Consider the following 13,344-nt stretch of genomic DNA (forward strand, 5'->3'; position numbering starts at 1 on the left):
TATCTTTGCCAAATGGCAAGAGATGAACAATTAAAAGAGCGTTGGAGTGCTTTACAGCAAAAAATCTCCAATCAATTTGCAGATGGAGATTTGTTAGATCTAGATGCAATTATATATTTAGTAGGAGTACAGGAACTTGGACAACCTCATAAAAAATTCAAAAAAGATCATAAATTAGATCTTATGCATATTGCAATATGCAGGCTTTTGGAGCCTTATGGATACTATGAATTTGAATATTTTGATGAAGATAAGTGGCCTCATTATAAAACTATAGAAACATTACCAAGCTTAAAAGCTGGGGAGCAATCGGTTTTAATGAAAGAAGCGATCGTGAATTATTTTATGGAAAATGGATATATAGAATAAGCCAATTAGGATAGTAGGCAAAATGCTCAATTTTAGTAAATTTGCCCCTCTTTAAAGAAATGTAGTGATGATTGATAAGATAAAGGAACATATTTCAAAGGTTGAAGGATTCAGTTCAGACAATCCTTCAGAAATAGAAGCTTTCAGAATTGAATATTTGGGAAAGAAAGGTTTTTTAAATCAGTTTTTTGCTGAATTTAAAAACGTTCCCAACGAGGAGAAAAAAGATTTTGGTCAAGCCATTAATACGCTAAAGAACGCTGCTACTGAAAAAGTCACCATTTTAAAGGAAGCTTTGGAGGGCAAGCAAGAAGAAAAAGGTAAATATGGAGATCTTACACGACCTTCAGAACCTATACAAATAGGATCCAGGCATCCAATTTCTATTGTTAAAAATCAGATTATAGAGATTTTTTCGAACATTGGTTTCAATGTTTCTGAAGGGCCAGAAATTGAAGATGACTGGCATAACTTTACGGCATTGAATCTTCCTGAATATCATCCTGCGAGAGATATGCAGGATACGTTTTTTATACAAACAGATCCATCAGATATCTTATTGCGCACCCATACATCATCTGTACAGGTGCGATATATGGAGGAGAATAAACCGCCAATTAGAACTATTTCCCCGGGAAGAGTTTTTAGAAATGAAGCGATTTCTGCTAGATCTCACTGTATTTTTCACCAAGTAGAAGGCTTGTACATAGATAAGGATGTCTCTTTTGCAGACCTTAAACAAACTTTACTCTACTTTACCAAGCAACTCTTCGGGAAATCAAAGATTCGCTTAAGACCTTCGTATTTTCCATTTACAGAACCTAGTGCTGAGGTGGATATTTATTGGGGACTGGAAACCGAAACCGATTACCGTATTACCAAGGGAACCGGTTGGTTAGAAATTATGGGTTGCGGAATGGTGGATCCTAATGTTTTAAAGAACTGCGGAATAGATCCTACAGAATATTCTGGTTTTGCTTTTGGAATGGGAATAGAGAGAATAGCAATGTTATTGTATCAAATAGGAGATATTAGAATGTTTTATGAGAACGATGTACGTTTCCTCAAACAATTTAAATCAGCATTATAGATGAAAAAAATGGGCTTCTTGTTACTTGCAATCGTAATATTTGCAGTAATTATTTATGTAACTCTTATTATTGCTGTTGTTGAGATAGCGATTGGAGCTATTCTTTTTCTTGCTGCTGCAATCTTACTTTGGATCGCATGGAATAAGATAAAACAAACATTCGATTAGATTTGAGAAAAGACATTGAAATACCTGAAGTGAAAGATGTTTATGTTGCGGCTGTTTATGAACAGCATCCGGAATATAAAACGATGGACTGGAACGCCTATATTATTAATGACAGGAATGATCCCTTGGAAATGATCCTTATTGTTACTAGTGGCTCTAATGAGAAGCAAATCACTCCTGCTATGAGACATTCTATTAAGCTGCTTCCGGCTAAATATTTCGCTAAGATCGAGTTCTTACAGGAAAAGCTATTAAAGTTAGATAACAAATTCTCCATTACATTTTTTGCTGAAGGTAAAATGTACGAACGCACTTTTACATTGCCACAAAACACAGTAAAAGAAAGCGCATTAACAGAAATCCCTATCATGAATTTGAAAGGTATTTTGGCCGTCTAGATTTTGTTTACTTAATTCTTCTTAGCCTTAAAAAGCTTAGGCATATTCATAAGAATCACAGAGGCTATAATAATTACGATGCCTGTCCATTGATAAATATTTATCACTTCATCTAGTAAAAAGTAGGCTAGTATTACAGCCACAGGTAGTTCTACTGAAGAAATAATTGCTCCCAATCCTACATTTATCTTTGGCATTCCTCTAGTGAAAAGAATAGGAGGCAAGATGGTTCCGAATAAGGCTAATATTAATCCCCATTTTTTAAAGATATCTAGATTAAACTGTTCTAAGAGAAATGGAGCCGATATTATGGCAATTATTATAGTTCCGCCCAACATCATCCACAAACTTCGTCTAAAGGAATGTAAATGAAGCGCTACTGTATTAGAGGTGTATATTGTTACGGTGTAAGATACCGCTGCTAAAAGTCCCCAGCCGATACCTCTCCAATCCAGTTTTATAGAGTCAATTAAGATATTTGTTGCCAATACAGTTCCAATTAGTATAACTATTACAGCAAGTATCTTATTTAATTCAGGCTTTTTCTTGGTTATAATAGACTCAAGTAATACGCTAATCCATACACTTTGCATTAGTAGGACTATACCTATAGATACTGGGATATATTTAACTGCAAAATAGTAAAAGATACTGGTAAGACCTAGAGAGGTCCCTGCAGCCATCAGTTTTAAAATACTTTTGGTCTTGGTTTCCTTTATATAATTCTGTTTCTCCTTTACGAATAAGAAATTAATAATAATTAGGCCGATAAGACCCAAAATCATTTGAGAAAAAGTGATCTCATACGATGTGTAGCCTTCCTCATATGCCATTTTCACAAAAGTAGTAAGCATTCCATAACTGGAGGCTCCTAAGGCAACTAATATGCTGCCTTTTAGGATAGAATTATTCATAAAATAAAATAAGTTGATTTTGTTTAGAAGCTAAACCGGCGAGGCTAGTTTAATTTTTCGGCTAATTTTTTAAAGACGGCCTTTGGATTTTTCCCTTCATATAAAATGCTATAAACTGCATTTATAATTGGGGTTTTAGCGCCTTTATCTAGGTTTATCTTATAAGCACTTTCGGTTGCATAATAGCCCTCAGCCACCATATTCATTTCCATTTGTGCACTTTTAACGGTATATCCTTTTCCAATCATATTTCCAAACATTCTGTTTCTACTAAAAACAGAATATCCAGTTACAAGAAGATCTCCTAGATAAGCCGAATCGTTGATGTTTCGTTTCATCTTATGCACTTTCTTAATGAATTTTTTCATTTCTCGAATGGCATTGCTCATTAATACACTTTGGAAATTATCTCCATAGCCTAATCCGTGAGCAATTCCAGCTGCAATGGCATAAATGTTCTTAAGCATAGCAGCATATTCTGTACCTGTAACATCGTCACTAGTCTTGCAAGTAATATAATCACTCTGTAAATGCTTAGCCACGATATTTGCTTTTTCCTCATCTAAACAAGCAATTGTTAGATAAGAAAGACGTTCAAGAGCAACTTCCTCAGCATGACAAGGTCCTGTGATCACTCCAATATTTTCCTCTGGCACAAAATATTCCTGATTAAAATGTTCTCCTACAATTAAACTGGTTTCTGGTACAATACCTTTAATAGCAGAGAAGATCACCTTACCATCTAAAGATTCAGTAAGCTTGTCTAACTCTCTCTTTACAAATGCTGAAGGAATTGCAAATATCAGATAGTCTGAATTTCTCACTACTTCATTAATATCACTGCTTAAATGAAGTTTTTTTACATCAAATTCAACAGAACTTAAATAGTTAGGATTATGGTCTTGAGTTCTTATATGTTCTATGGCTGTTTCGCTGCGCATATACCAATTAATCTCATCGAGATTTTCAGCAAGCATTTTAACGATCGCTGTGGCCCAACTTCCGCCGCCAAATACACCAAATTTAGGAGTGTTATTCATAATAAATTTTCTTCACTTCAAAAATACATAATTTTAACACAATGTAAATTCTTCAGGTTTTATTATTAGTATACTACAATTTTTTTATTTTAATACCGTTATAAAATAGAAGATTGGTAATGGTTGATATTATCGTCTTTAATTTAGTTTTTTGGTTGGTTATTTAATGAAACAGCGTAGAGTTTAATAAGCTCTGCGCTGTTTTTTTAAATACTAACAAAATTTTAATACAAACAATGTAGTTAGTGTAGTGCTGAATTTGTAATTTGTTTATAGAAAACTAACTAATAAATTACGTAATGGGATTATTTACTTTTATTAAAAATGCAGGAGCCAAAATTTTTGGTTCTAAAAAGAATACTAGAGATAAAACTCCCGTTGTAGGTGGAGAAAATGATAAAGCAGAAGAATTAGAAAACAAAAAGGCTGCTAAAAAATTAGAAACTACCATTCATGATCTTAATCTTAAAGTAGAAAATCTTAAAATTCATATTAGTGATGATATGGCCAGAATAAGTGGAAAAGCATATGACCAAACCACTAGAGAAAAAATTATTTTAGTAGTTGGAAATGTAGAAGGAATTGCACAGGTAGATGATAATATGGTAGTGGAAAATAAAGAGCCTGAGGCTGTTTTCCATACTGTTGAAAGAGGAGATTCTTTAAGTAAAATAGCAAAAGAACATTACGGATCTGCAAATAAATATCCAGAGATATTTGAAGCAAACAAGCCAATGCTTACAGATCCAGATAAAATATATCCTGGACAGGTTTTACGAATTCCGGCTTTGAAAAAATAAATTTTGATATTTGATTATTAGAGAACTGTTTAAAAAATTTGAGGTTTTATATTGAGCGCAGTCGATGTGCTAGGTTATAGTTCCATAATGAAAAAAGTAGGATCAATTAACTCAACTGAAGATCAAAATAATTTTTTAAACAGTTTTTTATTTATAGAAATTCATCTCATCTAAGTACTTCCAGACTTTCTCTGGTAACATAGGCTTAATATTCTTCCCTTCTTTAACCGCTTTTCTTATAAATGTAGAAGACATTTCTATTATTGGAGCAGGAACTCGTGTGATTTTAGCATGAGTTAGAAACTCATTTTCTATCAATCCTTTAGATATTCTTGGATATACAAAAATGGAGTATCGCTCTAGGATCACTTCATAGTTTTTCCACTTATGAAAACTCTTTAAATTATCCTCCCCCATAATTAGGGCAAATTCCAGATCTGGATATTTCTCCTCTAATTGGATCAAGGTGTTTACGGTGTAATTTGGTTGCGGAAGGCCAAACTCAATATCGCTAGGTTTTAAATTAGGATAATCTTCACAGGCTTTATAGACCATCTCTAAGCGATGATGATTATCTAGAAGGCTACTTTTATTTTTAAAAGGATTATGTGGTGTAACAACCATCCAAACTTCAGTAAGCTCAGAAAATTCAACCATATAATTAGCAATTATAAGATGTCCGGAATGGATAGGGTTAAATGTGCCAAAATAAAGTCCTACCTTTTTTTTCATCCTAATTCGCTATTGGCTTCAACAAAGGTGGAAACAAGATTATAAGCTTCATCCAAGGCAATTTGTAGATTGTTGTTCTCTATAATAAAATCGAATTGAGGTGCGGTAGCAAGCTCTATAGAAGCTTTTGCAACTCGCATGTTTATCTTATCCTCGCTTTCTGTCTTGCGCTTTTTTAATCTAATTTTAAGCTCCTCAATACTTGGTGGTTTTACAAAAACCGCCAAGGTTTTTTTAGGATAAATATGTTTTATGTCTAAACCTCCAACTACGTCTATATCGAAGATCACATTTTTACCATGTGCCCATATACGTTCTATTTCTGCCTTTAAAGTTCCGTAAAAATTATCACGATATACTTCTTCCCATTCTAAGAACTCTTCCTTTTTGATCTTTTGTTTGAATTCATGTAAATTCAAGAAATAATAATCTTTCCCTTCCACTTCATCTCCCCTTGGTTCGCGTGATGTTGCTGAAATTGAAAATTCCAGATTTAACTCTGAATGAGCTAATAAATGCTGAACTATGGTAGTTTTTCCTGATCCCGAGGGTGCAGAAAAAACGATTAATTTACCAGTTTTCATTACAATACGTTTAAAAGTTGTTCTTTTATTTTTTCCAGCTCATCTTTCATTTGCACAACCAATTGCTGCATAGGAGCATAATTGGATTTGCTACCAATAGTATTGATCTCTCTACCCATTTCTTGGGAAATAAAACCTAATTTTCTTCCATTAGAGTCAGGAGAATTAATGGTTTCTAGAAAATAAGATAAGTGGTTTTCCAATCGAACCTTTTCTTCTGTGATGTCAAACTTTTCTATATAATATACCAATTCCTGCTCGAATCTGTTTTCATCCACCTTTTCCTGAAGATCTGCAACCCCTTTTCTTAAACGTTCTCTTACCCCTTCAATTCTATCTGGATCCATCGCTATAATGTCCTGAAGCAATTGTGCGATATTGGAAACTCTAAACATGAGATCTTTCTCCAAAGCATTTCCCTCATCAGTTCTAAAAGAATTGATCTCGGTTAAGGCTTGTTGCAAAGTTTTTTCGATCTCGATGAATTCTGTTTCTTCAATTTCTTCCCTTTCAGATTTCATGGTATCTGGCATACGAATAGCCATTTTTAGCAATTCATCATCATCTATATTAGCAATTTGCCTCAACTGCTCCATATATTTTTTTACTACTATAGGGTTTATGGAAGAAGTAGTTTCCTCACCGGTAACTTCAACATATAAAGAAAAATCCACTTTTCCTCTAACTAGCGATTTTGCTATAATATTTCTTAGAAGCAATTCTTTTTCACGGTATTGACCCGGGATTCTGGCATTAAGATCCAGACTTTTGCTGTTAAGAGATTTAATTTCTATAGTAATTTTTTTGGAAGGAAGCTGTAAAAGGCTTTTCCCAAAACCGGTCATTGACTGAATCATGCTTGATTTTTAAAAGGTTGGGCAAAGATAACCAAATCTTAAGCAGGACAAAGAATCTTAAGGAAAGTATGAGCTATAAATGGTAAGTTATAAATTCTAAAGCCCGCTCTTCGGTATAAGTGGCATCTTTATTCTGAAGAAATCCTACATGACCTCCGTACTCCGGAGTCTCTAAATAAAAATCCGGATTGCTTTTTGCGATATCAATGGGAGATGAATTCTCTGAAAGAAATCCGTCATTCTTAGCATTTATTAGCAGTGTTGGAGTTTTAATGTTAGACAGAAAACTCAAGGCGCTACTTTTTTCGTAATACTCTAACGCGTTCTCATAACCATGGGCCTGACTGGTATACAATTCGTCTATTTCATACAAATTGGAGCAATTGGCGATCTGCTTTTTGGTGATTTCTTCAGGAAAATGTTTCTCTCTTAAAAACAATTGTTTTTTAAGCTGCATTATAAAACGCGTGGAATAAATCCAGTTTCTACTTTCCTCCAATTTCTTAAGGGATGCATAAAGATCGCAGGGAGCAGAAATTGCAACCGCAGCCTTTAATTCTTCAGGAAGATCGTTTCCTTCCCCTAAATATTTCAATAATAAATTCGCTCCCAAGCTGAAACCGTTAATAGCCATGGTTTCGTATTTTTTATTGGAAAGAATATAGGTAACTACATTATTAAGATCTTCGCTAGCCCCTGCATTATAAGATCTGTAAAGCTTGTTTATTTCTCCACTACAGCCTCTAAAATTAAATGCAGCCACATCCCAGCCATGGTGATTAAAATGATGCGCAAGACCCAAAACATAAGGGCGTTGTGCATTTCCATCCAACCCATGAAGTATAACGAGAACCTTATTGGAGCTACAAGAATTGGCATAACTCCAGTCTATATCTATAAAGTCTCCGTCTTCTAGTTTTAAACGCTCTCTGGTTTGCGGTACAGGCTTTATACTTCTCAGTTTTGCAGCATAGATTGTAGAAATATGATAATTTCTGAAGATGTATGGCGGAATATAGGTGCTTTCTACTATTGGCATAAGTCACAAATCTCGGAAAATTAAATGGCATATACTTAACTTATTTAATTATGCACGCATAATAAAAATTAGTAATTTTATCAAAATTTTGAAAATATGTATACGAAAGAATTTGAAATACGATGGAGTGATATTGATGCGAATAGGCATTTAGCAAATTCGGCCTACATTAATTTCATGAGTCATACCAGAATGGGTTATTTCATGGAAAATGGATTCGATCAGAATTCTTTAGCCAAAAACAACTTGGGACCGGTGGTTTTCTATGAGCATATTTATTATTTCCGCGAGGTATTTATGGGAATGCCGATAAAAGTGAGCTTAGAGTTAAAAGGCCTTTCTGAAGATGGAATGTATTTTGAATTTGTCCATAACTTCTACGATTATAAAGGAAGAAATTTAGCAACTTGTGAGGCAATGGGGGGATGGATAGATCTTAAAGAGCGTAAACTTACAGGCTTGCCAGAGCATATGAGAAAAGACATAGACAATATTCCACATACAGAAGATTTTAGAATATTAACTAAAGAGGATACCCGTAAATATGGGAAATCACCTAAGGATTTGGAGTCGAAACCAGTTTAGGTTTTGTCTTTCTGGTAACCATATAAACTCCTGTAAACACTAAAATTGCTGCGGTTATTTTTACCATATCTAAAGAATCTGCTCCCGTGGCAACAGCGAAAGTAATGGCTATTAGCGGCTGTAAATAAATGAATGCGCTTATAGTCGCGGCACTTAATTCTTTTAAGGCATAAATATTCAATAAATAGGTTGAAAATGTAGTTCCTATAATTACAAATCCCATTTTCCAAATGGCATGTGCTGGTAACTCCAACCATTCCACTTGAGAAAATTCGGAAATCGTGATTGGGAAGTTTATAATAACCGCAAATAAAAACAACCATTTCATTAGAGTGAAAGGGTGGTATTTTGAAGTTAATGGTTTTACAAGAATCAGGTATATCCCATAGGAAAAAGCATTAACAATAAATAGCATATTTCCCACTGGAATATTTGGAGCATTTACGGTTTCTGGATCGCTAAAAAGCACCAAAGCTAAAGCGCCGGCAAGTCCAATTACTATTCCGGCAGTTTTTAAAAGTGTTATTTTTTCCTTGATTAACACTGCAGCAAGCAATAGGACAAGAATGGGTGAAACTGTAATTATAACAGAGCTGTTTATTGGTGTAGATAGGCTAAGGCCTTTAAAGAACATCAGCATGTTTATCACCATTCCAAAAATTGCGCAAGCTATAAGCCTGGTCCAATCTCCGGTAGCTACTTTTTCTTTTGGCCCCCAAAAACTTATGATCCAAAATAATATAGCCGCTCCGGTGACCCTCAAGAATATAAATCCAAAAGGTTCTATATAAACAGGCATTAATCCCTTGGCTATAGTATGGTTTACCCCGTAAATAGCACTCGCTCCCGTTGCCGCTAGAATTGCAAGCGTTCGGCTATTCATTCATGGCAATTTTGGCAGCCTCTACTGTGCTTTTAGAATTCCCTATAAAGATCTCATCGTTATTTATAATAACAGGCCGCTTCAAAAAAGTATAATGTTCCAGAATTAAATTCTTATAATTTCTTTCATCTAACGTCTCATTTTTTAAATTCTTCTCTTTATAAAGCTGAGCTCTTTTGCTGAATAATGACTCGTAGCTTCCCGCCAACTCATACATTTCCTCCAGTTGCTCTATAGTTAATGGGTCTTCTTTTATATCCTGTAAAATATAAGCAGAAGAAGGTTCTAATTCCTTTAAGATTCTTTTACAAGTAGAACAGGAGGAGAGGTGATAGATCTTTTTCATAATAATTTTTTATAAATCTTGGCAAAAACACTTTTTAGGCAAAACAATCATTTTGATAACTCTTCAAAAATCAAGAACCTCGGGGCAAGCCCATGAGCTATGACTTGGAAAATACTTTTAAAAATTCGATGCAAGCCCGCCTGAATGTTTCGGGCAGGCCTCGGGGAATTAAACTCTCAATGAGGGATTAAAGAATTTTAAAATACTTTTTAACCTCATCCATTTTGAATTCTAACTGAATAGTTCCTTCAGAATAAGATGCAATTTCGTAGGCATTATATCTTAAGACGATTTTATTTTCATGAAATCCAATATTTTGTGGGAGCTGAAATTTATCATCTTCAAAAAATAATCCGGTGCTGTTGATAGGTTCATTCTCTGGAATATCATTTTTCTTTCGAAACCTTTCTTCAGCAAAATTTTTAAAATCCTCTGAAAACAGAGCATTATTGGAAATAAGCCTTCCAGATTCAGGATCGAAATTTAGATAAGTAATACTAGTATATCCATGTGCCCCGCCAGTAAATAGCGCAAGGTCAAACTGAATAGATATAATTTTTTCAGATTCGTAAGTAAGTTTTCCTTCTACAAATGCTTCCCATGGAATATTGTATTCTGGAAATTCTTTGGCGCTAGCTTCATAATCCTTAATAAAGGTTTGTGCTAAGTTTTCTAACGAATTTAATTCTTTGTTATCCTGATAATCTATCAGTTTAATAATATGATCTTCTATATGACTGTTCAATAAATTGCTGCGAGTATCTTTACCCATTGCCCAAGGCACTGTGATCCCTATAAACGTGCAGTTTTCCTCTTCTGGATTACAGTTTAACTCAGAAACTTGCTCAATATTCAGCTCATCAAAACTTAATTCTGGAGCATCTTTATTACAACCAATCAACAATAAGTTGAATGTCAAGGCTAAAAACAGTTTTTTCACTACGAGATTTCTATGTTAAATTAGGGATAAAGGTACATGCTATTTTGTAGTTGCCCACTACGAGAAGTACATTTACAACAAATATTTATATATGAAATTCAACACTAAAACGATACACGGAGGACAACATAATATAGATCCTGCATACGGTTCTGTAATGCCTCCAATTTATCAAACCACTACCTATTCTCAAACTACTCCAGGTGATCATAAAGGTTTTGAATATTCTCGTAGTGGAAACCCAACGAGATCTGCTTTAGAGAATGCGCTTGCTAGTATTGAAAATGGGGAATTCGGTCTTGCTTTTGGTTCTGGATTAGCAGCTATAGATGCAGTTATGAAATTATTTAAACCTGGTGATGAGATCATATCTACCAATGATCTTTATGGGGGTTCTTATAGACTTTTTACTAAGATCTTTGAGGGACTTGGTCTTAAATTCCACTTTATTGGCATGCAAGATGCCAGTAAGATCGAGGAATATATAAATAAGAACACAAAATTGATTTGGGTAGAAACCCCAACTAATCCAATGATGAATATTATAGATATCGTTGCGTGTTCTAAACTTGCTAAAAAGCACAAGTTGCTATTAGCGGTAGATAATACATTTGCAACTCCTTATCTACAGCAACCCTTAGATCTAGGGGCAGATATTGTAATGCATAGTGCAACTAAGTATTTAGGAGGCCATAGTGATGTGGTATTGGGTTCACTTGTGGTAAAAGATAAAGAACTGGCAAACAGATTGTATTTTGTGCAAAACGCGAGTGGTGCCGTTTGTGGTCCACAAGACAGCTTTTTAGTGCTAAGAGGAATCAAAACTTTGCACATTAGAATGCAAAGACATTGTGAGAATGCAGAGAAAGTGGCTAAGTTCTTAAAATCACATCCTAAAGTAGATAAAGTATATTGGCCAGGTTTCGAGGATCACCCAAATCATGATATTGCAAAAGCACAAATGAAAGCTTTTGGAGGAATGATCTCTTTTACTACTTCAGAAAAAACATTAGAAAGCGCTGTTAAGCTTTTAGAAAACCTAAAAGTTTTCACTTTAGCTGAATCTCTTGGTGGTGTAGAGTCTTTAGCGGGCCATCCAGCAAGTATGACGCATGCTTCTATTCCTAAGGAGGAAAGAGAGAAGATAGGAATTATAGATTCTTTAATTCGTTTAAGTGTAGGGATTGAAGACGATGAGGATCTTATTGAAGATCTAAAACAAGCTTTGGGATAGATTTTTAAAAATAATTATGATAAAAGGTTTCAGCTTAGTTGAAGCCTTTTTTGTTTTAATAGTTTAGGTAGTAGATAAACCCAACATTCAACCAGAAAACAACATCATTATATTTATTTTGTGGCGCATTTATATTAAGTCCGTCAATCCAATCTACATCGTAATATTGAAATCTTCCTTCAATTGATATATCTGCCACCGGGCTTATTTTATATCTGGCTCCGGCAATTCCAACAATAGTCCAAGTAGACCCACCATCCAGATCTATTCCACCTACAAAAGTTGGAAAAACATTATTTGGATCGCTTAAAGGACCAAAATCTGAATAAGCATCAGGATTATAATTAACAAAGTGAACACCTAGGCTAATAAAAGGCATAAATAGATAGGAAAAAGCACCGTAATCCCGAATGCTAAGTGGATAGTATTCCAAATGTGTTCCAATTTCGAATGTTTGGGTTTTACCATGCATTCCTCTTAAGAGTTTGCCACCAACCGTATTCTTATCTGCAACAGGCCCAATATGCTCCAGATTTGTCCAAAAATAATCTAATTCGGTCCTAATTTTAAAGTGATCGTTAAAATATCTGTCTACTGAATAGCAATTACACTCTGCTCTGTAGGCAAAATTGATGTAATGCACGAGACCAATACCAAATCCCGAGTTACTTACATTATTTTGCAGATCGTAGCGTTCCCCATAATCTGTTAAAAAAGAGGCAGGCCCTACTAAGACTCCGATTTCATGCGAAATCCCGAGTTGGGCAAACCCGCTTTCTTTACAGAAAAGAAAGAGAAATAAAATTAACAGAATAAGTCGGGATCTTCCCATATACAACAAGTGGATGTATAAACAAATATATAAAAATGGCACAAACGAAGATAGAACTATTACTATACTTATATCTTCTTGCCTTATAAAGAGTTAATATTATATGAAAATATAAAATTTGAACGTTCTTCTTCATATAAAATTTATATTTGCACTCAATTACGAAAACGTTATAATTAACAATTTATCCTATATTATGGAGCAAAGTGTAAAAGATTTTTTGGATGTAGTTTCTAAGAGAAATCAGAACGAACCAGAATTTATGCAAGCTGTACATGAGGTTGCCGAAACGGTTATACCCTTTATAGAAAACAATAAAAAATATCAGAATGCCATGCTTTTAGAGCGTATGGTAGAACCAGAGCGTGTAATTATGTTCAGGGTGTCATGGTTGGACGACAAAGGAAATACGCAGATAAACAGAGGTTTCAGGATTCAAATGAACTCTGCAATTGGACCATACAAAGGTGGTTTGCGTTTTCATCCGACTGTTAACCTAAGTGTTTTGAAATTCTTAGCATTCGAACAGGTAT

The 13,344-nt window shown here is 34.5% G+C and carries 18 protein-coding genes; 8 read left to right on the top strand and 10 right to left on the bottom strand.

The window, feature by feature from the left end; genetic code table 11:
• Positions 1-12: 12 nt before the first annotated feature.
• From H033_RS0102580 to H033_RS0102595, 4 genes are all read left to right on the top strand, one after another.
• Complete coding sequence (locus H033_RS0102580) at positions 13-369, top strand: hypothetical protein (RefSeq protein WP_026836946.1); 357 nt, start codon at positions 13-15, stop codon at positions 367-369.
• 67 nt (positions 370-436) lie between these two features.
• A complete protein-coding gene (gene pheS / locus H033_RS0102585) occupies positions 437-1,459 on the top strand; it encodes a phenylalanine--tRNA ligase subunit alpha (protein WP_026836947.1) in 1,023 nt (340 codons plus the stop codon).
• The gene (locus tag H033_RS21740; RefSeq protein WP_196809407.1) at positions 1,460-1,627 is read left to right on the top strand and encodes a hypothetical protein; all 168 of its coding nucleotides are present in this window, start codon (positions 1,460-1,462) and stop codon (positions 1,625-1,627) included.
• Positions 1,628-1,629: 2 nt separating this feature from the next.
• On the top strand, positions 1,630-2,025 hold the full coding sequence (locus H033_RS0102595; protein WP_026836948.1) for a hypothetical protein: 396 nt from the start codon (positions 1,630-1,632) through the stop codon (positions 2,023-2,025).
• Between the two features lie 11 nt (positions 2,026-2,036).
• On the opposite strand, the gene H033_RS0102600 is transcribed toward H033_RS0102595, so the two are convergent.
• Together H033_RS0102600 and H033_RS0102605 are read right to left on the bottom strand one after the other, a co-directional pair.
• The gene (locus H033_RS0102600) at positions 2,037-2,939 is read right to left on the bottom strand and encodes an EamA family transporter (protein WP_026836949.1); all 903 of its coding nucleotides are present in this window, start codon (positions 2,937-2,939) and stop codon (positions 2,037-2,039) included.
• A 44-nt stretch (positions 2,940-2,983) separates the two neighbouring features.
• Positions 2,984-3,979, bottom strand: coding sequence for an NAD(P)H-dependent glycerol-3-phosphate dehydrogenase (locus tag H033_RS0102605; RefSeq protein WP_026836950.1), 996 nt, complete (start codon positions 3,977-3,979; stop codon positions 2,984-2,986).
• Between the two features lie 299 nt (positions 3,980-4,278).
• Here H033_RS0102605 and lysM point away from each other — a divergent pair, with 299 nt between their 5' ends.
• Positions 4,279-4,779, top strand: coding sequence for a peptidoglycan-binding protein LysM (gene lysM, locus H033_RS0102610; protein ID WP_026836951.1), 501 nt, complete (start codon positions 4,279-4,281; stop codon positions 4,777-4,779).
• A 147-nt stretch (positions 4,780-4,926) separates the two neighbouring features.
• On the opposite strand, the gene nadD is transcribed toward lysM, so the two are convergent.
• The 4 genes from nadD to H033_RS0102630 all read right to left on the bottom strand — a co-directional run bounded on the left by nadD (position 4,927) and on the right by H033_RS0102630 (position 7,991).
• Positions 4,927-5,511, bottom strand: a complete 585-nt coding sequence (nadD, locus tag H033_RS0102615) for a nicotinate (nicotinamide) nucleotide adenylyltransferase (RefSeq protein ID WP_026836952.1) — start codon at positions 5,509-5,511, stop codon at positions 4,927-4,929.
• Positions 5,508-6,095 carry a guanylate kinase gene (gene gmk / locus H033_RS0102620; RefSeq protein WP_026836953.1) on the bottom strand — a complete coding sequence of 196 codons (588 nt, stop codon included), beginning with the start codon at positions 6,093-6,095 and terminating at the stop codon, positions 5,508-5,510. Before gmk ends, nadD begins: the two co-directional genes overlap by 4 nt.
• A complete protein-coding gene (locus tag H033_RS0102625) occupies positions 6,095-6,952 on the bottom strand; it encodes a YicC/YloC family endoribonuclease (RefSeq protein WP_026836954.1) in 858 nt (285 codons plus the stop codon). The genes gmk and H033_RS0102625 overlap by 1 nt, the downstream gene beginning before the upstream one ends.
• 73 nt (positions 6,953-7,025) lie before the next feature.
• The gene (locus H033_RS0102630; protein WP_026836955.1) at positions 7,026-7,991 is read right to left on the bottom strand and encodes a YheT family hydrolase; all 966 of its coding nucleotides are present in this window, start codon (positions 7,989-7,991) and stop codon (positions 7,026-7,028) included.
• Between the two features lie 96 nt (positions 7,992-8,087).
• Here H033_RS0102630 and H033_RS0102635 point away from each other — a divergent pair, with 96 nt between their 5' ends.
• Entirely contained in the window at positions 8,088-8,576 is a 489-nt protein-coding gene (locus H033_RS0102635) for an acyl-CoA thioesterase (protein WP_026836956.1), read from the top strand.
• On the opposite strand, the gene H033_RS0102640 is transcribed toward H033_RS0102635, so the two are convergent.
• The 3 genes from H033_RS0102640 to H033_RS0102650 all read right to left on the bottom strand — a co-directional run bounded on the left by H033_RS0102640 (position 8,548) and on the right by H033_RS0102650 (position 10,745).
• The gene (locus H033_RS0102640) at positions 8,548-9,459 is read right to left on the bottom strand and encodes a DMT family transporter (protein ID WP_026836957.1); all 912 of its coding nucleotides are present in this window, start codon (positions 9,457-9,459) and stop codon (positions 8,548-8,550) included. The two genes, H033_RS0102635 and H033_RS0102640, sit on opposite strands and share 29 nt — an antisense overlap.
• The gene (locus tag H033_RS0102645; protein ID WP_026836958.1) at positions 9,452-9,805 is read right to left on the bottom strand and encodes an arsenate reductase family protein; all 354 of its coding nucleotides are present in this window, start codon (positions 9,803-9,805) and stop codon (positions 9,452-9,454) included. Before H033_RS0102645 ends, H033_RS0102640 begins: the two co-directional genes overlap by 8 nt.
• Before the next feature lie 187 nt (positions 9,806-9,992).
• Positions 9,993-10,745 carry a DUF3298 and DUF4163 domain-containing protein gene (locus H033_RS0102650; RefSeq protein ID WP_231367528.1) on the bottom strand — a complete coding sequence of 251 codons (753 nt, stop codon included), beginning with the start codon at positions 10,743-10,745 and terminating at the stop codon, positions 9,993-9,995.
• A gap of 91 nt (positions 10,746-10,836) precedes the next feature.
• On the opposite strand from H033_RS0102650, the gene H033_RS0102655 reads away from it, so the two are divergent.
• Positions 10,837-11,979: a cystathionine gamma-synthase gene (locus H033_RS0102655; RefSeq protein WP_026836960.1), complete on the top strand. Its 1,143-nt coding sequence runs from the start codon at positions 10,837-10,839 to the stop codon at positions 11,977-11,979.
• A gap of 55 nt (positions 11,980-12,034) precedes the next feature.
• On the opposite strand, the gene H033_RS0102660 is transcribed toward H033_RS0102655, so the two are convergent.
• Positions 12,035-12,811, bottom strand: a complete 777-nt coding sequence (locus tag H033_RS0102660) for a THC0290_0291 family protein (RefSeq protein WP_026836961.1) — start codon at positions 12,809-12,811, stop codon at positions 12,035-12,037.
• Between the two features lie 196 nt (positions 12,812-13,007).
• Between H033_RS0102660 and H033_RS0102665 the strand changes: the two genes are divergently transcribed.
• On the top strand, positions 13,008-13,344 hold a 337-nt coding region (locus H033_RS0102665; RefSeq protein WP_026836962.1), incomplete at its 3' end, for a Glu/Leu/Phe/Val dehydrogenase dimerization domain-containing protein.

The organism is Gillisia sp. JM1 (assembly GCF_000424645.1).
Lineage (GTDB): Bacteria > Bacteroidota > Bacteroidia > Flavobacteriales > Flavobacteriaceae > Gillisia.